The organism is Pseudonocardia sp. WMMC193, assembly GCF_021728735.1.
Taxonomy (GTDB): domain Bacteria; phylum Actinomycetota; class Actinomycetes; order Mycobacteriales; family Pseudonocardiaceae; genus Pseudonocardia; species Pseudonocardia oroxyli.
The window spans coordinates 3,152,200-3,171,514 of record NZ_JAKKDO010000003.1 but is presented as its reverse complement, the minus strand read 5'-3'; the positions used below and the strand labels follow the sequence as shown (position 1 = coordinate 3,171,514).

General features: G+C 73.6%; 22 protein-coding genes. 12 read left to right on the top strand and 10 right to left on the bottom strand.

Features of this window, described 5'->3' with window-relative positions:
* Positions 1–6: 6 nt before the first annotated feature.
* Genes L3X23_RS16445 through L3X23_RS16430 form a run of 4 tightly spaced genes read right to left on the bottom strand, consistent with a single transcriptional unit; the run spans position 7 to position 2,374 of the window.
* Positions 7–315, bottom strand: coding sequence for a DUF202 domain-containing protein (locus tag L3X23_RS16445; protein WP_237193022.1), 309 nt, complete (start codon positions 313–315; stop codon positions 7–9).
* Positions 312–680, bottom strand: coding sequence for a YidH family protein (locus L3X23_RS16440; RefSeq protein ID WP_093081958.1), 369 nt, complete (start codon positions 678–680; stop codon positions 312–314). Before L3X23_RS16440 ends, L3X23_RS16445 begins: the two co-directional genes overlap by 4 nt.
* 36 nt (positions 681–716) lie before the next feature.
* Complete coding sequence (locus L3X23_RS16435; protein WP_237193021.1) at positions 717–1,592, bottom strand: transporter substrate-binding domain-containing protein; 876 nt, start codon at positions 1,590–1,592, stop codon at positions 717–719.
* A gap of 11 nt (positions 1,593–1,603) precedes the next feature.
* Positions 1,604–2,374, bottom strand: a complete 771-nt coding sequence (locus L3X23_RS16430) for an enoyl-CoA hydratase-related protein (RefSeq protein WP_237193020.1) — start codon at positions 2,372–2,374, stop codon at positions 1,604–1,606.
* A 25-nt stretch (positions 2,375–2,399) separates the two neighbouring features.
* Between L3X23_RS16430 and L3X23_RS16425 the strand changes: the two genes are divergently transcribed.
* Entirely contained in the window at positions 2,400–3,083 is a 684-nt protein-coding gene (locus L3X23_RS16425; protein WP_237193019.1) for a TetR/AcrR family transcriptional regulator, read from the top strand.
* 69 nt (positions 3,084–3,152) lie between these two features.
* Here L3X23_RS16425 and L3X23_RS16420 read toward each other — a convergent pair whose 3' ends face one another.
* On the bottom strand, positions 3,153–3,635 hold the full coding sequence (locus tag L3X23_RS16420; protein WP_255735037.1) for an NUDIX hydrolase: 483 nt from the start codon (positions 3,633–3,635) through the stop codon (positions 3,153–3,155).
* A 68-nt stretch (positions 3,636–3,703) separates the two neighbouring features.
* Between L3X23_RS16420 and L3X23_RS16415 the strand changes: the two genes are divergently transcribed.
* The 5 genes from L3X23_RS16415 to L3X23_RS16395 all read left to right on the top strand — a co-directional run bounded on the left by L3X23_RS16415 (position 3,704) and on the right by L3X23_RS16395 (position 9,334).
* Positions 3,704–4,666: a YafY family protein gene (locus L3X23_RS16415; RefSeq protein ID WP_237193017.1), complete on the top strand. Its 963-nt coding sequence runs from the start codon at positions 3,704–3,706 to the stop codon at positions 4,664–4,666.
* An 88-nt stretch (positions 4,667–4,754) separates the two neighbouring features.
* Entirely contained in the window at positions 4,755–5,414 is a 660-nt protein-coding gene (gene nucS, locus L3X23_RS16410; protein ID WP_237193016.1) for an endonuclease NucS, read from the top strand.
* A 144-nt stretch (positions 5,415–5,558) separates the two neighbouring features.
* A complete protein-coding gene (locus L3X23_RS16405; RefSeq protein WP_237193015.1) occupies positions 5,559–7,022 on the top strand; it encodes an aldehyde dehydrogenase family protein in 1,464 nt (487 codons plus the stop codon).
* A 99-nt stretch (positions 7,023–7,121) separates the two neighbouring features.
* Complete coding sequence (locus L3X23_RS16400; protein ID WP_237193014.1) at positions 7,122–8,906, top strand: 3-hydroxyacyl-CoA dehydrogenase family protein; 1,785 nt, start codon at positions 7,122–7,124, stop codon at positions 8,904–8,906.
* 167 nt (positions 8,907–9,073) lie between these two features.
* On the top strand, positions 9,074–9,334 hold the full coding sequence (locus L3X23_RS16395; RefSeq protein WP_374204859.1) for a hypothetical protein: 261 nt from the start codon (positions 9,074–9,076) through the stop codon (positions 9,332–9,334).
* Positions 9,335–9,591: 257 nt separating this feature from the next.
* Here L3X23_RS16395 and L3X23_RS16390 read toward each other — a convergent pair whose 3' ends face one another.
* From L3X23_RS16390 to mce, 3 genes are all read right to left on the bottom strand, one after another.
* Entirely contained in the window at positions 9,592–10,872 is a 1,281-nt protein-coding gene (locus L3X23_RS16390; protein WP_237193012.1) for a hypothetical protein, read from the bottom strand.
* Between the two features lie 110 nt (positions 10,873–10,982).
* Entirely contained in the window at positions 10,983–12,314 is a 1,332-nt protein-coding gene (gene ccrA / locus L3X23_RS16385) for a crotonyl-CoA carboxylase/reductase (RefSeq protein WP_237193011.1), read from the bottom strand.
* Positions 12,315–12,530: 216 nt separating this feature from the next.
* Positions 12,531–13,001 carry a methylmalonyl-CoA epimerase gene (gene mce, locus L3X23_RS16380; RefSeq protein WP_237193010.1) on the bottom strand — a complete coding sequence of 157 codons (471 nt, stop codon included), beginning with the start codon at positions 12,999–13,001 and terminating at the stop codon, positions 12,531–12,533.
* A gap of 142 nt (positions 13,002–13,143) precedes the next feature.
* Here mce and L3X23_RS16375 point away from each other — a divergent pair, with 142 nt between their 5' ends.
* On the top strand, positions 13,144–14,322 hold the full coding sequence (locus tag L3X23_RS16375) for an acetyl-CoA C-acetyltransferase (protein WP_237193009.1): 1,179 nt from the start codon (positions 13,144–13,146) through the stop codon (positions 14,320–14,322).
* Entirely contained in the window at positions 14,319–15,242 is a 924-nt protein-coding gene (gene meaB, locus L3X23_RS16370) for a methylmalonyl Co-A mutase-associated GTPase MeaB (RefSeq protein WP_218129785.1), read from the top strand. The genes L3X23_RS16375 and meaB overlap by 4 nt, the downstream gene beginning before the upstream one ends.
* Positions 15,243–15,281: 39 nt before the next feature.
* Here the strand turns inward: meaB and L3X23_RS16365 are convergent, their stop codons facing one another.
* Entirely contained in the window at positions 15,282–15,785 is a 504-nt protein-coding gene (locus L3X23_RS16365; RefSeq protein ID WP_093081898.1) for a MarR family winged helix-turn-helix transcriptional regulator, read from the bottom strand.
* A gap of 89 nt (positions 15,786–15,874) precedes the next feature.
* On the opposite strand from L3X23_RS16365, the gene L3X23_RS16360 reads away from it, so the two are divergent.
* Entirely contained in the window at positions 15,875–16,180 is a 306-nt protein-coding gene (locus L3X23_RS16360) for a thiamine-binding protein (RefSeq protein ID WP_093081894.1), read from the top strand.
* On the top strand, positions 16,173–16,856 hold the full coding sequence (locus tag L3X23_RS16355; protein WP_237193008.1) for an alpha/beta fold hydrolase: 684 nt from the start codon (positions 16,173–16,175) through the stop codon (positions 16,854–16,856). Before L3X23_RS16360 ends, L3X23_RS16355 begins: the two co-directional genes overlap by 8 nt.
* A gap of 66 nt (positions 16,857–16,922) precedes the next feature.
* Here L3X23_RS16355 and L3X23_RS16350 read toward each other — a convergent pair whose 3' ends face one another.
* Positions 16,923–17,225, bottom strand: coding sequence for a hypothetical protein (locus tag L3X23_RS16350; protein WP_093081884.1), 303 nt, complete (start codon positions 17,223–17,225; stop codon positions 16,923–16,925).
* A 214-nt stretch (positions 17,226–17,439) separates the two neighbouring features.
* Here L3X23_RS16350 and L3X23_RS16345 point away from each other — a divergent pair, with 214 nt between their 5' ends.
* Positions 17,440–18,300 (top strand): hypothetical protein, encoded by an 861-nt coding sequence (locus tag L3X23_RS16345; protein WP_237193007.1) that lies wholly within the window; start codon positions 17,440–17,442, stop codon positions 18,298–18,300.
* A gap of 74 nt (positions 18,301–18,374) precedes the next feature.
* A complete protein-coding gene (locus L3X23_RS16340; RefSeq protein ID WP_237198048.1) occupies positions 18,375–19,298 on the top strand; it encodes a tetratricopeptide repeat protein in 924 nt (307 codons plus the stop codon).
* Positions 19,299–19,315: the final 17 nt, after the last annotated feature.

Here is a 19,315-nt window from a genome sequence, read left to right as displayed (position 1 = left end):
CCATGGTCAGGCCAGTACGTAGACCGCCGCGCCGGCTCCCAGGAGGAGGGTGGTCGCCGCGGTGAGCGGGACGAGCAGCCCGCCCGCCACGGCCGCGTCCGGGTCGCGCGCGAGGGCGCGGCGGACCCGGCGGTAGCGCCGCTCGCCCAGCACCAGCAGGGCGATCGCGGCGACGAGACCGGCGAGGCCCACGAGGCCGACGGGGTCGGGCAGCAGCCGGGTGCCCGCCAGCGACACCACGGCGAGGGAGACGGTCGTGCGCCGCCAGGCCAGGCCGGTGCGCTCCGGCTGCAGCCCGGGGTCGACGACGCTCACCGGTAGAGGATCCCCAGGAACACCAGGAGCCCGGCGACGACGACCAGGACCGCCGTGGGCAGGGCCAGCAGCGCGGGCGGAAGCGGGCGGGTCCGGCGCAGCGCCTTCTCGGTGGCGTACCAGCCCAGCCAGGCCTGCAGCGGGGTGAGCAGCCCCGCCACCACCAGCAGGATCGACGCCGCCGTCCGGAACCCCGGGTGCAGGGCCAGGCCGAGTGCCTCGAGCGCCACGCCGGCGGCGATCAGCGCCAGCGCCGCCCGGATCCAGGCCAGGAACGTGCGTTCGTTGGCGAGCGAGAAGCGCGGGTCGGGTTCGTCGCCCACCCGGAACAGGCGGGCGGGGAAGCGGGATTCGACGACGGCCACCCGCTAAATGTACGGACTTTTCACCCCGCTGTGGGATCACGACGTGCAGAGCTGCGCCGTGGTGAGGCCTGCCGGCGGGAGGTTCTCGTCGTCGAACCCGAAGGGGCGCACCGTCTCCAGCCATCGCCCGGAGGTCTGCAGGTCGGTCAGTGCCGTGTCGAACGCCACGACGAGATCGGTGTCCGCCGGGCGGAACGCGAAGGCCCCCACGGGGTAGACCGGCTCGCCGGTGGGCGTGGTCGAGGGCGCGAACCCGGGGGTCACCTGCAGTCGGGATCCCGGATTGCGGGACTGCTCGTCGAGCAGCGACAGGCGGGTGAGGACGGCGGCGGGGACCTCGCCGTTCGCGACGGCCCGGTACAGCGTGCTCTGGCCGTCGTAGGTCGTGATCGCGGTGGGGGACACCCCCGCGGCGAGCGCGTAGTCCTGCTCGGCCGAGCCCTCGAGCACCCCGAGCCGGGTGCGGGAGCGGGAGGCGCCACCGAGCGTGCGCAGCCCCTGCGGGTTGCCCTCCGGGACGAGGAAGGCCAAGGGCGCCAAGAAGTCCGGGCGCGAGAAGGCCACCCGGGCGCACCGGCTCGGAGTGATCGTGGTGCCGGCCGCGACGAGGTCGTACTGCCCGTCGAGCAGGCCGGTCAGCAGCCGGGCGAAGGGCACCTGCACCGCCTCGATGCCGCCCACCCCGAGGTCTGCGAGCACGGCGCGGGCGACGGTCGGCGCCTCCCCGGTGACGGCGCCGTCGCCGTTCAGGTAGCCGTAGGGGCGTTCGCCCGCGATCCCGATCCGGGCGACACCCGAAGCGCGCATCCGCTCGAACGTGGTGCCGCTCTCACCGCAGGCCGCGAGCGTCGCCAGCGTCGGCAGGGCCGCCAGACCGGCGGAGCCGGCGAGGAACGCTCTGCGAGACACCATCGCCCGGCACCCTAGTCGGGCCAGACCGGGTGCCTCTTCTCGAGGAAGCTCGCCATGCCCTCCTTGGCGCCCGCGGACTGCGACATCGACGCCATGACCTCGACGGCGATCGCGTACGCGTCCGCCTCGGGGCGGTCGAGCTGGGCGTAGAGCGTCTGCTTGCCGACCTCCTTGCCGAAGCGGCTGCCGCGGGTGGCGCGGGCGAGCAGGTCGTCGGTGCGGGCGTCGAGCTCGGCGTCCGGGACGGCGTAGTTGACCAGACCCCACTCGACCGCGGTGCGGGCGTCGATCGGGTCGCCGGTGAGCGCCAGCTCCATCAGCCGCTTGCGGCCGACGGTGCGCGCCACGGGGACGGCGGGGGTGTGGCAGAACCAGCCGCCCTTGCCCCCGGGCAGCGCGAAGCTCGCCGACTCGGCGGCGACGGCGAGGTCGCACGTCGCGACGAGCTGGCAGCCCGCCGCGGTCGCGATGGCCTGCACCTTCGCGATCACGACCTGCGGCACGGCCTGGATGGTCTGCATCAGCTCGGTGCACAGGGTGAGCAGCTGTCGCACGCCCTGCAGGTCCCGCGCCGCGACGTCTGCGAAGTCGTGGCCCGCAGAGAAGGCCCTGCCCTCGGCGCCCAGCACGATCCCGGTCGCGGAGCTCGCCCCGGCCTGCTCGAACGCGTCGAGCAGCTCGCGGAGATGGTCCTCGGACAGCGCGTTGCGCCGCTCCGGCCGGTTCATGGTGATCCGGACGGTGTCCCCGTCCTCCTTGACGAGAAGGTGCTCGTAGCCCATGCCGGTCACGGTATACGCTGACTGCATGACCGGACCGGGCCATCTGGTCACGAGGGGCGACCGGCTGCTCGACGCCGCCGCCGATCTGCTGGTCCGCTGGGGGTACCAGCGGGTGACGGTCGCGGACGTGGCCGCCGAGGCCGGGATCGGCAAGGGCACCGTCTACCTGCACCACCGCACCAAGGAGGCGCTGTTCCTCGGCGTCCTGCTGCGGATCCACGGCGCGGTGCTGCTGCGGATGGCCGAGCGGATGGAGCGCGACCCGGCGGCGGCGATGCCCGCCCGAGCCGTCCGCGAGCTGTACCGGGAGCTGCTGGACGATCCCGTCACCCGCAGGATCTACCTCGGCGACGCCGAGGTGCTCGGCAGGCTCGCGCACGAGGCGTCGGAGACCCTCGGTGCCATCGCCGCCGTGCGCGCCCGGATGGGCCGGGAGTGGTTCGGGCTGCTCCGGGAGGCGGGCCTGCTCCGCACGGACCAGCCGGTCGACGCCCAGCTGCGCGTCTTCGCCGCCGTGACCACGGGCTTCTTCTTCCTCGACGGCGTGCCGACCGCGCCGGGCCCCGCCGATCCGGACGCCCGCGCCGATCTGCTGGCGGACACCCTGCGCGCCGCCCTCGAGCTCCCCGGCACCCCCGACCGGGCCCTGGCGGCGCGGATCGCCCACGCGTACCGCACCCACGCCGCGGAACTCGACCGCCTCACCTGACGTGCATTATGGAGCCACAATGCACGTTTCGGGCCCCGAAACGTCCATTGTGGCTCCATAGTGCGAGGGTCAGGCGCGGAGCCGCATGAGTTGGTAGGCGGCGATGGACTGGGCGTCCGTGATCTCGCCGTCGGCGATCATGCGCTCGAACTCCGCGATGGTGAACCAGGCCTGGCGCATGTCCTGCTCGCTGTGCTCGCGCCGGGGCTCGCCCTGCACCAGCTCCGTCGCGAGGAAGACGTGGCCGCGCTGGCTCGACATGCCGGGGGCGACGTCGAGCAGGCCGATCCGCTCCATCCGCCCCGCCCGCAGGCCGGTCTCCTCGACCAACTCGCGGACGGCGAGCTCGGCGGGGTCCTGGTCGGCGCGGTCCGGCGCGGTGCCCGCGGGGAACTCCCAGCGCCGCATCCCGATCGGGTAGCGGAACTGCTCCACCAGATGCAGCCGGTCGCCGTCACGGGGGATGACCAGGGCGTACGTCGGCTTGTCGACGACGCCGTACACGCCTTCGCTGCCGTCCGCCCGCCGGATCCCGTCCTCCCGGACGGTCATCCAGCTGTTCGCGTAGACCTGCCGGGTCGAGAGGGTGTCCACCCCGAGAGCCTGCCACGATCGCTCCCGTGCGCGCGTCCCGGTTGATGGCCCTGCTGTTCGTGCTGCAGCGCCGCCGGTCGGCCACGGCGGCCGAGCTGGCCGCCGAGCTGGAGGTCTCCGAGCGGACGATCTACCGGGACGTCGCCGCGCTGACCGAGGTCGGGGTGCCGCTGTGGACCGAACCCGGCCCCGGCGGCGGCATCCGGCTCGTCGACGGCTGGCGCACGCGGCTCGACGGGCTCACCGGCGCCGAGGCCGCCACGCTGTTCACCATGGGCGCGCCGCAGCTGCTGGCCGAGCTCGGCATGGGGACGGCGCTGGCGGGGGCGCAGGCCAAGATCCTCGCCACCCTGCCGGAGGAGCTGCGCGCCCACGCCCGCACGGTCGCCGAGCGGGTGTACCTCGACGCGCCCGGCTGGTTCCAGGAGCCCGCCGAGGTCGCGCACCTCGGCACGCTCGCCGAGGCGCTCTGGGAGCAGCGTCGGGTGTCCATCGTGTACCGCGCGGCGCGCACGGTGGACCCGCTCGGGCTCGTGCTCAAGGCGGGGGTCTGGTATCTCGTCGCGCGGGTGGAGGGCCAGGTCAGGACGTACCGGGCGGCCCGGATCACCGAGGCGACCCTGCTCGACGAGCGGTTCGAGCGCCCCGACTTCGACCTCCCGGCGTGGTGGGCGGAGTCCGCCGCCGCGTTCGCCGCGACGATGCTGCGCGAGACGGTCCGGATCCGGGTCTCCGCGCGCGGGCTGCGGGCGTTGAGGCGGGTCACGGACGTCGAGGCGGCGGCCGCCGCCGTCGCGGGGGCCGGCGAGCCGGACGGTGAGGGATGGCGCGAGCTGACCCTCGCCGTCGAGTCCCTCGACGTCGCGGCCGGTCAGCTCGTCTCGCTCGGCGGGGACGTGGAGGCGCTCGACCCGGAGCTGCGGTCGAGGCTGGCCGACCACGGCAGGGCGTTGTGGGAGAGGAACTCCGGCGCCACGAACCCGCCGTAGCTCCCTGCCGGGCCGGAAACCCGCACCTCATCCGGCCGCAGCCAGATCGCCGCGTGGGTCGCGCGCGGGCATCGGTAGGGTGCGCCGGGTGCGTCTCGTCATCGCCCGTTGCCAGGTCGACTACGTCGGTCGGCTCACCGCGCACCTGCCCATGGCGCCCCGGCTGCTGCTGGTCAAGGCGGACGGGTCGGTCAGCATCCACGCCGACGACCGCGCCTACAAGCCGCTGAACTGGATGAGCCCGCCCTGCTGGCTCACCGAGGAGCCCGGTGTGTGGACCGTCCGGAACAAGGCGGACGAGTCGCTGGTGATCACGATCGACGAGGTGCTGCACGACTCGAGCCACGAGCTCGGCGTGGACCCGGGCCTGGTCAAGGACGGGGTGGAGGCGCACCTGCAGGAGCTGCTCGCCGCCCATCCCGAGACCTTCGGCGAGGGCTTCAGCCTGGTCCGCCGCGAGTACATGACGGCCATCGGCCCGGTCGACCTGCTCTGCCGGGACGCCGCGGGCGCCCACGTCGCCGTCGAGGTGAAGCGGCGGGGGGAGATCGACGGCGTCGAGCAGCTGACCCGCTACCTGAAGCTGATGAACCGGGACCCGCTGCTCGGGCCGGTGGCCGGGGTGTTCGCGGCGCAGCAGATCAAGCCGCAGGCCAGGACGTTGGCCGAGGACCGCGGGATCCGCTGCCTGACCGTCGACTACGACGCCCTGCGCGGCATGGACTCGAAGGACCTGCGCCTGTTCTGACCGTGAGCGGCGGCCGGGGGTCGGCAGCCGCCGGAGGCGGCGGGGTGGGTGAGCGGAGTCGCCCTGGCGACTATCGCCGCTCACGGGTCCGGGAGGGTCTCGACAGGCCCGCGGGGGACGCGTCCGCGGGCCTAGGGTGGCCCGGTGACCAGCACCGTTGCCGCGCGCACCTTCGACTCCCTCGACCCGCGCACGGGGGCGGTCGTGGGGAGCCATCCCGTGCACACCGAGGAGGACGTCCGGGCCGCCGTCGCGCGGGCCGAGGCGGCGGCGCGCTGGTGGCGCGGGCTCGGGTTCTCCGGCCGCCGCTCGCGGCTGCTGGATTGGAAGAAGGCGCTGGTCAGGCGGCTGGACGAGGTCGCGGAGGTGGTCGCCGCCGAGACCGGGAAGCCGCTCGACGACGCCCGCCTCGAGCTGGTCCTCGCCGTGGACCACGTCGACTGGGCCGCCAAGCACGCGGAGAAGACGCTGGGCAGGCGCAAGGTCCCCGCCGGGATGCTCGGCGCCAACCAGGCGGCCACGCTGGCCTACCAGCCGCTCGGCGTCGTCGGCGTGATCGGGCCCTGGAACTACCCGGTCTTCACCCCGATGGGGTCCATCGCCTACGCGCTGGCCGCGGGCAACACCGTGGTGTTCAAGCCGAGCGAGCTGACCCCCGGGGTCGGGCTCGTGCTCGCGGACACGCTGCGCGAGGTGACCCCGGAGCACACCCTGCTGGAGGTCGTGACCGGCTTCGGGGAGACCGGCGCGGCGCTCTGCGCCTCCGGGGTGGCCAAGGTGGCCTTCACCGGCTCGACGGCGACGGGCAGGCGCGTCATGGCCGCCTGTGCCGAGTCGCTGACCCCGGTGCTGATCGAGTGCGGCGGCAAGGACGCGTTGATCGTCGACGCCTCGGCCGACCTGGAGGCCGCCGCGGACGCCGCCGTGTGGGGCGGGCTGTCCAACGCGGGTCAGACCTGCGTGGGCGTGGAGCGGGTGTACGTCGTGGACTCCGTCGCCGAGGACTTCACGGCCCGGCTGGTCGCCAAGACCCGCGGGCTGACGGCGGGCACCGACTTCGGGCCGATGACGATGCCGTCGCAGACGGACGTCGTGCGCAGGCACGTGTCCGACGCCCTGGCGAAGGGCGGTCGCGCCCTGGTCGGCGGCGCGGACTCCTTCCACGGCACCACGATCGACCCGGTCGTGATCGCGGACGTCCCCGAGGACTCGGCGGCGGTGACCGAGGAGACCTTCGGCCCGCTGATCGTCGTCAACCGGGTGCCCGACGCCGCGGAGGCCGTCCGCCGGGCCAACGCCACCGGCTACGGGCTGGGCGCCTCGATCTTCAGCAAGGACGGCGAGCGGCTCGCCGAGTCGCTGCGCTGCGGGATGGTCAGCGTGAACGGGGTGATCTCGTTCGCCGGGATCCCCGCGCTGCCCTTCGGCGGGGTCGGCGACTCGGGGTTCGGGCGGATCCACGGCGAGGACGGGCTGCGCGAGTTCACCCGGCCCCAGGCCGTCGCGCGGCAGCGGTTCGCCCTGCCCGTCCCGGTGACCAGCTTCCGGCGGACCGCGAAGCACATGCAGACGATGCTCGGGCTGGTCAAGGCGCGCCACGGCCGATAGGAGGGGTGGCGCCGGCCTCACGCATGGTTTCCCAAGCGGCCGAGTCTGGAAGACTGACCCGCGAGTAGCAACACCCTCGAAGCAGCGGGAGGTCATCGCGTGGCACGCGAGTTCCGGACGGTCGGCGTCGTCGGCCTGGGCACGATGGGCGCCGGCATCGTGGAGGTGTTCGCGCGCAACGGCCTGGACGTGATCGCCGCCGAGGTGAGCACCGAGGCCGTCGAGCGCGGCAGGGAGCACCTGCAGACATCGACCCGCCGCGCCATCGAGCGCGGCAAGATGACCGAGGAGCAGGCGGCCGAGCTGCTCGGGCGGATCACCACCACCACGTCGCTGGCCGACCTGGCGCCCTGCGACCTCGTCGTCGAGGCGGTGCCCGAGTCGCTCGACCTCAAGGCGAGCGTGTTCGCCGAGGTCGACAAGCACGTGGGGCCGGAGACGATCCTGGCGTCGAACACGTCCTCGCTGTCGGTGACCGAGCTGTCGGTGCGCACCGCGCGCCCGGGCAAGGTCGTCGGGATGCACTTCTTCAACCCGGCGCCCGTGCAGAAGCTCGTCGAGCTGGTGCGCACGGTCGTCACCGAGGCGGACGTCGTCGAGGACCTGCAGGCCTTCGCCGCGACCCTGGACAAGGTGCCGGTCGTGATCGGCGACCGCGCCGGGTTCATCGCGAACGCGCTGCTCTTCGGCTACCTCAACCACGCGGCGCGGATGTTCGAGTCCCGCTACGCCTCGCGCGAGGACCTCGACGCCGCCATGCGCTACGGCTGCGGCTACCCGATGGGCCCGCTGTCGCTGCTCGACCTGATCGGGCTGGACACCGCGTACGAGATCCTCGAGACGATGTACGCGCAGTCGCGCAACCTGATGCACGCGCCCGCCCCGGTGTTCAAGCAGATGATCACCGCGGGCCTGTTGGGCCGCAAGAGCGGTCGCGGCTTCTACACCTACGAGAAGGCGCACAGCAGCAAGGTCGTGCCGGACGCCTTCACCCCGTCGTCCGCGATCCCGGAGGGGGTCACCCCGCGGGAGGTCCAGCGGGTCGGCGTGGTCGGCACGGGCACCATGGCCTCGGGCATCGTGCAGGTGTTCGCCCAGGCCGGGTACGACGTCATCGTCCGCGGACGCAGCGAGTCCAAGGTCGAGGCCTCGATCGCCGGGATCCGCAAGGCGCTGGACAAGGCCGTGGTGCGGGGCAAGCTGTCCGAGGAGGACAAGGACGCCACGCTGGGCCGGATCACCCCGACGACCTCGCTGGAGGACTTCGCGGACGTCGACCTCGTGGTCGAGGCCATCGCCGAGGAGCTCGAGGTCAAGCGGGCCGTGTTCGGGGCGCTGGACGAGATCTGCAAGCCGGGCGCGATCCTCGCCACCACGACGTCGTCGCTGCCGGTGGTGGAGTGCGCGGCGGCCACCGACCGCCCCGGCGACGTGATCGGCCTGCACTTCTTCAACCCGGCCCCGGTCATGAAGCTGGTCGAGGTCGTCTCCACGATCGGCACCTCGCCGGACGTGGCGGCCACGGCGCTCGACGTCTGCGGGAAGCTCGGGAAGGTCGCCGTCTCCTGCGGCGACCGCGCGGGCTTCATCGTCAACGCGCTGCTGTTCCCGTACCTCAACGACGCGGTCAAGATGCTCGAGGCGCACTACGCCACGGCGGACGACATCGACGCGGCGATGAAGACGGGCTGTGCGCTGCCGATGGGGCCGTTCGAGCTGCTCGACGTCGTGGGTCTGGACGTGTCGCTGGCGATCGAGCGCTCGCTGTTCAGCGAGTTCCGCCAGTCCGGCTTCGCCCCGGCCCCGCTGCTGGAGCACCTGGTCACCGCGGGCAGGCTGGGCCGCAAGACCGGGCAGGGCTTCCGGGACTACGCCACCCGCTGACGGGAGCCCGCGAGTCCCCGACCTCGGACGCGCGAGTCGCCCGGTCCCGCCGGGTGAGTCGCGCGCCACGGCCCGCGAGGCGGACGTCGCCGCGCGGCGTGGATACCGTGGAGGTCATGGCACGCGGTCGACGACCCCGCACCTCCGAGCGAGGGCGGGGTCGTCCCGTGTCCGCGCCCCTGTCCTCGGGAATCATCACCCGCGCCGAGAGCGGGCCGGACGGCGAGTGGGCCGTCCGGCACGTGCCCGGCGGGTCGTCGGCCAAGGACTACCGCTGCCCGGGGTGCGACCAGCTCATCCCGGCGGGCGTGGGGCACGTGGTGACCTGGCCCGTGGGGGAGTACGGCTCGGTCGAGGACCGGCGGCACTGGCACCTGCCGTGCTGGAACGCCCGCGGGCGCCGCAGGCCGGGCCTGCGCCGCCGCTGATCGCGGGGGACGGCGGTGCATGCGTGCACGTTTCGTGCGCTCAGCGCGGCATGATCGCTGTTCGTGTGCGCACAGCGTGGTGCGCACAGCAGTGAGCGCACGAAACGTGCGAGCGTGGACGGGGTCGGGTGTGATCGTTGCGAGAGTGACCTGACGGTGCGCCGGCGCTCGTTCCCGTGACGCTCGGAACGATCACGGTCGGCGGGCGTGACGACAGCGCTCCCGCCGATGCGCTCCCGTGACGCTCGGAAGGATCTTCAGACGCGGGCGCGCGAGGCCGCCTGGCGCTCCGGGCTCGGGCGGGGCCTGCGCGGGGCGGGCTGCTCGGGGACGGCCGGAGCGTCCCCGGGCGCGGGGGTCGCCGGGGGCGGCGTCGCGACGCTGTCCGGGTCGGCCGCGGTGGTGTCGGACTCGCGTGCCGTGATGTCGGACTCGCGTGCTGCGGTGTCGGCGCGTGCTGCGGTGTCGGACTCGCGCGCGGTGGTGTCGGACTCGCGTGCCCTGGTGTCGGACTCGCGTGCGGTGGTGTCTGACCCGCGTGCCGCGGTGTCGGACTCGGGTGTCTCGGGTGCGGGACTCGCGTGTCCGGAGTGGGGGACTCGCGGGGACTCCTCGGGGAGGGGTGCGAGTGCCTCGAGGTCGGCGCCCAGCGCGCCCTGCGCCGCGCGGAGCTGCGCGGCGAGCCGCGCACGCAGGTCGGTGAGCTCGGCGACGCGCGCCTCGGCCGCGGCGACCAGCCGGGCGGCCTGCTTCTCCGCCGAGCGGACCGTGGCGTCGCTCGCGGCCTCGGCCTCGGCGCGGACCTCGCCGGCGTAGGTGTCCGCGGCGCTGCGCAGCGTCCCGGTCTCCCGCTCGATCTCGGCCTTCTCGGCCAGCAGTGCGCCGAGCGCCTCGGCCCTCCGCTGGTCCATGGCGAGCTCGAAGTCCTCCTCGACCGACCGCCGTCGGGCCTCGGACTCGGCCTGGAGCCGGTCCCGCTCGGCGGCGGCGGCCGCGGTCGCGGCGGCGATCTCCTCGTCGGCGGCCAGCTTGTCCTGCGCGGCCTGGGCCTGCAGCGCCTTGGCCTCGGCGACCATTCGCTCGCTGCGCAGCCGGGCGCGGGTGACGAGCTCGTCTCGCTCCTGCTCGGCCCGCGCCCGCAGGGCGGCGATCTCCGCCTCGGCCGCGGCCCGGTCGGCGGCGATCTCGGCGGCGGCGGTCTCGCGGGACTCGCGCGCCTCGTCCTCGGCCAGCCGCAGCATCGACCGCATGCGCTCGCTCATGCCCGCCACGCTGTCCGGCGGGCCCGCGAGCCGCTGCACCTGCCTGCGCATCGTCTCGACCTGGCCGCGGGCGCGCTCCAGCTCCTGGGACAGCCGCGCGACCTGCTCGACCGCGGCGTCCCGGTCCGCGGCGAGCAGCCGGACGTCCGCGTCGATCCGGCGCAGGTGCGCGTTGACCTGGTCCTGGTCGTAGCCCCGGCGCGAGATGCGGAACCCGGCCCGGATCTCGGCGCTGTAACCGGCGTCGTGCGGGGCGTTCTCCGGTTCACCGACCATGTCGGTCACCGTACCGGGCGACGGTGCCCACGATGCGTGACGCACGCGGGCTGGTGGGCACCGTCACCCGACGGAGGAGACCGAACCGCTCAGAACGGCGCAGAACCCGCTCAGACGCCCCGGAACCGGTTGATCGCGGCCTCGTACTTCGCCCGCTTCTCCGGGTTGGTCACGCCCAGGCCCTCCTCGGGGGCCAGCGCGAGCACGCCGACCTTGCCCTGGTGGGCGTTCTGGTGGACGTCGTAGGCCGCCTGGCCGGTGTCCGCCAGCGGGTAGACCTTCGAGACGGTCGGGTGTACCAGACCCTTCTCGATCAGCCGGTTCGCCTCCCAGGCCTCGCGGTAGTTCGCGAAGTGCGAGCCGACGATCCGCTTCAGGTTCATCCACAGGTAGCGGTTGTCGTACTCGTGCATGTAGCCCGAGGTGGACGCGCAGGTCACGATCGTGCCGCCCTTGCGCGCGACGTAGACCGAGGCGCCGAAGGTCTCGCGGCCCGGGTGCTCGAACACGATGTCCGGGTCGTCGCCGCCCGTCAGCTCGCGGATCTTGGCCCCGAACCGCTTCCACTCGCGCGGGTCCTGGGTCTGCGGGTCCTTCCAGAACTTGTAGCCCTCGGCGTTGCGGTCGATGATCAGCTCCGCGCCCATGGCCCGGCAGATCTCCGCCTTCTCGGGCGAGGAGACGACGCAGATCGGCGTCGCGCCGCCGTTGAGCGCGAACTGGGTGGCGTACGAGCCGAGCCCGCCGCTCGCACCCCAGATCAGGACGGTGTCGCCCTGCTTCATGTCCGCGCCGTTGCGGGAGACGAGCTGCCGGTAGGCGGTGGAGTTCACCAGGCCGGGCGAGGCCGCCTCCTCCCACGTCAGGTGGTCGGGCTTGGGCATCAGCTGGTTGGACTTGACCAGCGCGAGCTGGGCGAGCCCGCCGAAGTTCGTCTCGAAGCCCCAGATCCGCTGCTGTGGGTCCATCATCGTGTCGCTGTGCCCGTCCGGGCTCTCCAGCTCGACGGACAGACAGTGCGCGACCACCCGGTCGCCGGGCTTCCAGGCGTTGACGCCCGGGCCCGTCTTCAGCACGACGCCCGCCAGGTCGGACCCGACGATGTGGTACGGCAGGTCGTGGCGCTTGGCCAGCTCGGACTCACGGCCGTAGCGCTTGAGGAAGCCGAAGGTGGACACCGGCTCGAAGATCGAGGTCCAGACGGTGTTGTAGTTGATGGCGCTGGCCATCACGGCGACGATCGCCTCGCCCGGCCCGAGCTCGGGGGTCGGCACGGTGTCCAGGTGCAGACTCTTGCGCGGGTCCTTGTCGCGGGTCTCGATGCCCTCGAACATCCCGGCCTCGTCCTCGTGGACGGTCATGGCCTGGTAGCTGTCCGGCACGGCCAGCCCACCGACGTCGTCGAAACGCTCGGCGAGGATGGCGTCGAGGATCTCCTGCACGGCTTGGCCTCCGGTGGCTTGCGTGGGATACCGATCAGTTACTGCGCAGTATGGTACCCGCAGCATTGTGGTGCCGTGCTGCGGAGATGGGTCGGATCGTGACGCAGGCCACCACCTGCGGCAGGCTGAATCGACGAAGAAGCCCCTCCGACCGTCCGATCGGAGGGGCTCCGGATGAGCGCAGTGGCCGGCCCGGTGGTCGGCTCGGTGGGCGACTCAGTGGTCGGCCGCGGGCTCCACGAGCTCCACGAGCACGCCCCCGGCGTCCTTGGGGTGGATGAAGTTGATCCGCGAGTTCGCCGTGCCGCGGCGGGGCTCGGGGTAGAGCAGGCGCAGGCCCTTCGCCGTGAGCGCGGCCATCGCCGCCTCGACGTCCGTGACCCGGTACGCGAGCTGCTGCAGCCCGGGGCCGTTGCGGTCCAGGAACTTCGCGATCGTCGAGTCCGGGCGCAACGGGGCCAGGAGCTGGATGCGGGTGGAGGTCGCGGGGTCCGCGCCGGGCGCGGCGAGCATGGCCTCCCGCACCCCCTGCTCCTCGTTGACCTCCTCGTGCGTGTTCACCAGCCCGAACACGTCCGCGTACCAGGCGACGGCCGCGTCGAGGTCCGCGACCGCGATGCCCACGTGGTCGATCTGGGTGAGCAGGGAGCCGAGCGCACCGGCGGGCTGCTCCGTCTGAGTCGTCATGCCGAGCAGAATCGCATCCGACGGCCGGGTCATGGGTCTGTGCGCCTGCTCACCCCCTCCGTTCGGGCCGTCTCCGGCGTCGGGTGCGCAGGTATCGTCCGAGACCAGATCCCGGTTCCGGAGTAGCTACTGGAGGTTCGTCGTGACCGAGTCCGTCATCGTCGCAGGTGCGCGTACGCCGATCGGCCGGTTGCTCGGCTCGCTGAAGGGCTTCACCGGCGCTCAGCTGGGCGGGGTCGCCATCAAGGGCGCCCTGGAGAAGGCGGGCGTCGCGCCCGAGCAGGTCGACTACGTGATCATGGGTCAGGTGCTCACCGCGGGCGCAGGCCAGATCCCCGCCCGCCAGGCCGCCGTCGCCGCCGGCATCCCGATGGACGTCCCGGCGCTGACCATCAACAAGGTCTGCCTCTCCGGCATCGACGCGATCGCGCTGGCGGACCAGCTGATCCGCGCGGGCGAGTTCGACATCGTGGTGGCGGGCGGCCAGGAGTCCATGACCCAGGCCCCGCACCTGCTGCCCAAGTCCCGCGAGGGCACGAAGTTCGGCGACACCACGCTCGTCGACCACATGTCCTACGACGGCCTGTTCTGCGCGTTCGACCAGGTCGCGATGGGTGCGTCCACGGAGAAGTACAACAACCGCTACGAGCTCACCCGCGCCGACCAGGACGAGTTCGCCGCTCGCAGCCACCAGCGCGCCGCCGCCGCCCAGAAGAACGGCGTGTTCGACGACGAGATCGTCCCGGTCTCCATCCCGCAGCGGAAGGGCGACCCGATCGTCTTCACCACCGACGAGGGCGTGCGCGGCGACACCACCGCCGAGAGCCTCGGCAAGCTCCGCCCCGCGTTCGCCGCGGACGGCACCATCACCGCGGGCTCGTCGTCGCAGATCTCGGACGGCGCCGCCGCGGTGGTCGTGATGAGCAAGGCCAAGGCCCAGGAGCTGGGGCTGGAGTGGCTGGCCGAGATCGGCGCCCACGGCGTCGTCGCCGGGCCGGACTCGTCGCTGCAGGAGCAGCCTGCCAACGCCATCGCCAAGGCGTGCGAGAAGCAGGGCATCACCCCCGCCGACCTCGACCTGATCGAGATCAACGAGGCGTTCGCGGCCGTCGGGGTGGTGTCGGCGCGCAAGCTCGGCCTGTCGGACGACAAGGTCAACGTGAACGGCGGCGCCATCGCCGTCGGGCACCCGATCGGCATGTCCGGTGCTCGGATCGCGCTGCACCTCGCCCTCGAGCTGAAGCGCCGCGGCGGCGGCGTCGGCGCGGCCGCCCTCTGCGGTGGCGGCGGGCAGGGCGATGCGCTCATCCTGACGGTGTGATCGCTGATCTCGTCGCCCAGGCGCTGGAGGGGCGGCCGCGCGCGGTCGCCCAGCTGATCTCCCGCGTCGAGAGCGGGTCGCCGGACCTGCCCGAGATCGCCGCGCTGCTCGCCCCGCACACGGGGCGGGCGCAGGTGGTCGGGCTGACCGGCTCCCCGGGCGTCGGCAAGTCGACGACCACGTCCGCGCTGGTCACCGAGCTGCGGCGGGAGGGGAAGCGGGTCGGCGTGCTCGCGATCGACCCCTCCTCGCCGTTCTCGGGCGGGGCGCTGCTCGGGGACCGGGTCCGGATGGGCGACCACGCGCTGGACGACGGCGTGTTCATCCGCTCGATGGCCACCCGCGGGCACCTCGGCGGGCTGGCCTGGGCCACCCCCCAGGCCCTGCGGGTGCTCGACGCCGCGGGGTGCGACGTGGTGCTCGTCGAGACCGTCGGCGTCGGGCAGTCGGAGATCGACGTGGTCTCGCTGGCCGACACCACCCTCGTGCTGCTCGCGCCGGGGATGGGAGACGGGGTCCAGGCTGCCAAGGCCGGGATCCTGGAGATCGCGGACGTCTTCGTGGTCAACAAGGCGGACCGGGACGGTGCCGCCCAGACCGTCCGCGACCTGCGGTACATGATGTCGCTGGGCTCGCGGCAGGACGCGTGGAAGCCGCCGATCTGCCGGACCGTCGCCGCGCGCGGCGAGGGCGTCGACGGGCTCGCGAAGGCGATCGAGGAGCACCGGACCTGGCTGGCGTCCTCCGGCGAGGGGGCGGTGCGGCGGCGTCGGCGGGCGGCCGCGGAGATCGAGGCGATCGCGCTGGAGAAGATCCGGGTGCGGCTGTCGTCCTCGGCGGTGGCCGAGTTCGCGGACGCCGTGGTCGCGGGCGACCTGGACCCCTACGCCGCCGCCGATCGGGCGCTCCAGACCCTGTGAGCGGCGATGGTCGCTGGAGCGACTATCGCCGCTCACGGCTCAGGCGAAGTCCCCGCTGGCGGAGCGGATGCGGCCGAGCAGGGCGAACAGGGTGGTCTTCTCGTCCTCGTCGAGGCCGACCAGGCCGAAGTCGTCCGCGGTGACGGACTTCGTCGCCTTCTCCAGCCGGGCCAGGCCCTCCTCGGTGATCTCGACGAGCGTGGCCCGGCGGTCGGTGGGGTGCGGGATGCGGCGGACCAGGCCGTCCCCCTGCAGGCGGTCCACGATGTTCGTGACGCTCGTGGGGTGCAGCTGCAGGCGCTCGCCCATCACCCGCATCGGCAGCTTCCGGGTGCGCGCGAACGACAGCAGCACCAGCGCCTCGTAGCGGGCGAACGTGAGGTTGTGCGGCTTGAGTGCGGCGTCCACCGCCGCCTGCAGGATCTGCTGCACCCGCATCACGCTGGTGACGGCCCGCATCGTCGACGACGGCCCGATGCGCTCGGCCCACAGCTCGGCCGCCCGGTCGATGGGGTCGAAGGGGAGGGGGCCGTGCGATGCCATGGAACGGCACGCTAGCAGGGCTGATCGCCTGCGGGCGCCGATGATCCTCGGCCCACCGAGGATCATCGGCGCCCGCCTAGGCTGGGCACATGCTCTTCGCGTTCAGCATCGCCCCGTCCGGGACCGCGGCCGAGGACGGCAGCGTCAGCGCCGCCGTCGCCGAGGCCGTCCGCGTCGTCCGGGCCTCCGGCCTGCCCCACGAGACGACGTCGATGTTCACCACCATCGAGTCCGAGACGTGGGACGAGGGGATGGCCGTGGTGAAGGCGGCGGTCGAGGCCGTGCAGGCCGTCTCGCCGCGGGTGAGCCTGGTGCTCAAGGCGGACATCCGCCCCGGGTACACCGGTCAGCTCACCGCGAAGGTGGCGCGGATCGACGAGGCGCTGGGTGGCTGACCCGACCGTCGTCCTGCTGCACGGCGCCTGGCACCGCGGCTCCTGCTGGGCGCCGCTGCAGGAGGCCCTGGCCGAGCGGTCGTGGCGATCCGTCGCGCCGGACCTGCCCACGGACCGGCCGGGCCTGGGCGCCGCGGACTACGCGGACGCCGTCTCGCTGCCCGAGGGGGAGCTGGTGGTCGTCGGGCACTCGCTCGGCGGGCTGACGGCGCCGGTGCTCGCCGCGCGGGCGGCGGACCGGGTGCGGGCGTTGGTGCTGGTGGCGGCCATGGTGCCGGAGCCGGGGCGATCCCACATGGACCTGGTCAAGGCGGACCCGTCGATCCTGCCCCGGCCGATCGCGAGCCCGACCCGGAACGCGGACGGCACCACCTCCTGGTCCGTCGAGGCCGCGCTCGAGGCGATGTACGCCGGCGTGCCCCCGGAGCTGGCCGAGCCGGCGGTGGCGCGGCTGCGCCCCCAGGCCTGGACGGTGACGAAGGAGGTCACCCCGCTGCAGGCGTGGCCCTCCGTCCCGACGACGTCGGTGGTCTGCGCGGCCGACCCGATGGCCGCCCCGGAGGCCTCCCGACGGATCGCCCGCGAGCGGGGGTTCACCCTGCGTGAGCTGCCGGGCGACCACTTCCCGATGCTCACCCGCCCCCGTGAGCTCGCGGAGATCATCGCGAGTGCCTGAACGGCGGACGGCGCGTTCGCTCACCAGGTGTGAGCGAACGCGCCGTCCGCCGGGGAGGGGGTGGGATCAGGCGATGTTCATCGTGAAGAAGAACACGCCCACCAGGATCGCGACGAAGCCCAGGACCAGCGCGATCTTGCCGAACTTCGCGGTCTGCTCGTCGCGGACCGCGAGGCCGCCCAGCACCAGTGCCGCGAGGCCGCCGACCCAGCCCGCGATCGAGATCGGGCTGACGACCAGCGCGATGATCCCGACGATCAGGGCCGCCTTGCCCAGCACCGGGCTCTGCTGGCGCGCGGTCTTCTTGCGGGCCTCGGCGAGCAGGCGGTCGGTGGTCGCCGTGCTGGAATCGGTGGTGTTCTCGCTCATGGGGATCCTCCGGTCGGGGGACGGCTCTCGGGGGATCGACCGTCCGCTTCTACGCAGAGTGACCTCGCGGTCACGTCAGTCTGTCCAACGAGCGCGGCGCGGAGCTGGTGCTCCGCCGGTCCGGTGATCGACGCCGGTCCCGACTCGCACCGCGGGTACCCGCCGCCACCGGATCGGCGTAGTGCCCGCGGCTGCGGCGCCCTACGGTCGGGACATGGAGTCGGAGAGTCGAGCCCGCCGCATGTGGCGGGCGCTGGAGCCCCTGCACGCCGTGACGTACTTCGCGCCGGAGGCGCGGGAGGCGGCCGAGGGGCTCGGGCTGCGCGGGTTCTGGCGCGGCTACTTCGGACAGCGGGCCGCGCCGCTGGGCGCCGCGCCCGCCGAGGTCGTCACCGCGCTGTTCTACAACTTCGCGCCGGGGTTCGTGGCGCGCTCGGTCCCGCAGATCTGGGCGGTCGCCCCGCCGGAGCGGCTGCTCGAGGCGCGGCTCGCCGCCGTCGACACGGCGCTGCGCCGCTCGCTCGACGTCGACGCCCCCGAGGTCGCCGAGGCCGCGGACCTGGCGCGCACGGCGGCCCTGTCGGTGTCGACGGCGGGCCGGGCGCTCGCCGCCGCCAACGCGGCGTTGCCGTGGCCGGACGCCCCGCACCTCGTCCTCTGGCACGCCCAGACGATCCTGCGCGAACAACGCGGCGACGGGCACGTGGCCGCGCTGGTCGCCGCCGACATCGATCCGTGCGAGGCCCTCGTCGTGTTCGCCGCGGCCCAGGACATCGACCCCGAGCGGCTGCGCGAGCGGCGCGGTTGGACGGCCGAGGAGTGGGCGGCGGCGCAGGACCGGCTGGCCCGGCGCGGGCTGGTCGGCGGCGGGCGGCTGACGCCCGCGGGGTGGACCCTCTCCACCGACGTCGAGGCCCGCACCGACACCCTCGCCGACCGCGCCTGGCAGGCCCTCGGCGACGCGCGGTCCGCGCGGCTGCAGGCGCTGGCGGGCCCGCTCGTCGCGCGGATCCTCGCCGCGGGCGACTTCATGCCGGACAACCCGATGGGCATGCGGCCCCTCGTCGCGGGGTGAGTCGTGCCAGGATGGACGGCGTGTCTCGACCCAACCCCCGGCAGGCCGCCCAGACCGCGGCGCTGTCGTCCGCGATGGCGGGCGCCGTGGACCTCTCCGCGCTGAAGGCCCGTTCCGAGGCGGCCGCGCGCGCCCAGGCGGCGCCCGCGGGCGCCGCGCCGGCCGCCACCGCCGGTCAGTACGTGATCGACGTCAGCGAGCAGAGCTTCCAGAACGACGTCCTGGAGCGCTCCCTGCAGGTCCCCGTGATCGTGGACCTGTGGGCGACCTGGTGCGAGCCCTGCAAGCAGCTCTCCCCGGTGCTCGAGCGGCTCGCCCAGGCGAGCGGCGGCGCCTGGATCCTGGCGAAGGTGGACGTCGACGCCAACCAGCGGATCGCGCAGGCCTTCGGCGTGCAGTCGATCCCGATGGTCGTCGCGGTCGTGGGCGGCCAGCCGGTCGACGCGTTCCAGGGCGCGCTGCCCGAGGCCGAGGTCAAGAGCTGGATCCAGCGCCTGCTCGACGCGCTGCGCGACCGCATGCCCGGCATCGCCGAGGGCGAGGCCCGCGCGGCGGCCGAGGGCGGCGCCGAGCCCGTCGAGGAGCCCGAGGACCCGCGGTTCACCGCGGCGGAGGAGGCCCTCGAGGCGGGCGACTACCCCGCCGCCGTGGCCGCCTACGAGGCCATCCTCGCCCAGGAGCCCGCGAACGAGCAGGCCAAGGCCGCGCTCGCGCAGGTGCGCTTCCTCGCCCGTGCGGAGTCCGCCGACCCGGCCGCGATCGCCGCGGCCGACGCCGCCCCGGAGGATGTGGCGGCCCAGCTCGCCGCGGCGGACGCCGAGGTGGCGCTGGACCGGGTCGAGGCCGCCTTCCAGCGCCTGGTGAACACCGTCGCGCGCACGTTCGGGGAGGACCGGGAGAAGGTCCGCGAGCACCTCGTCGGCCTCTTCGAGCTGTTCCCCACGGACGACGAGCGGGTCACGAAGGCCCGCCGCGCCCTGGGCCGCGCGTTGTTCTAGGCGGCCGCCCGGCTACC

What these genes read in the sequence shown, in the direction of transcription:
- L3X23_RS16350 (WP_093081884.1), bottom strand. Translation starts at nt 17,225, where the DNA reads ATGAGCGAGAACACCACCGATTCCAGCACGGCGACCACCGACCGCCTG.
- L3X23_RS16365 (WP_093081898.1), bottom strand. Translation starts at nt 15,785, where the DNA reads ATGGCATCGCACGGCCCCCTCCCCTTCGACCCCATCGACCGGGCGGCC.
- L3X23_RS16420 (WP_255735037.1), bottom strand. Translation starts at nt 3,635, where the DNA reads ATGACCGTCCGGGAGGACGGGATCCGGCGGGCGGACGGCAGCGAAGGC.
- L3X23_RS16390 (WP_237193012.1), bottom strand. Translation starts at nt 10,872, where the DNA reads ATGGTCGGTGAACCGGAGAACGCCCCGCACGACGCCGGTTACAGCGCC.
- L3X23_RS16435 (WP_237193021.1), bottom strand. Translation starts at nt 1,592, where the DNA reads ATGGTGTCTCGCAGAGCGTTCCTCGCCGGCTCCGCCGGTCTGGCGGCC.
- L3X23_RS16340 (WP_237198048.1), top strand. Translation starts at nt 18,375, where the DNA reads ATGGCGGGCGCCGTGGACCTCTCCGCGCTGAAGGCCCGTTCCGAGGCG.
- L3X23_RS16425 (WP_237193019.1), top strand. Translation starts at nt 2,400, where the DNA reads ATGACCGGACCGGGCCATCTGGTCACGAGGGGCGACCGGCTGCTCGAC.
- L3X23_RS16345 (WP_237193007.1), top strand. Translation starts at nt 17,440, where the DNA reads ATGGAGTCGGAGAGTCGAGCCCGCCGCATGTGGCGGGCGCTGGAGCCC.
- L3X23_RS16360 (WP_093081894.1), top strand. Translation starts at nt 15,875, where the DNA reads ATGCTCTTCGCGTTCAGCATCGCCCCGTCCGGGACCGCGGCCGAGGAC.
- L3X23_RS16430 (WP_237193020.1), bottom strand. Translation starts at nt 2,374, where the DNA reads ATGGGCTACGAGCACCTTCTCGTCAAGGAGGACGGGGACACCGTCCGG.
- mce (WP_237193010.1), bottom strand. Translation starts at nt 13,001, where the DNA reads ATGACGACTCAGACGGAGCAGCCCGCCGGTGCGCTCGGCTCCCTGCTC.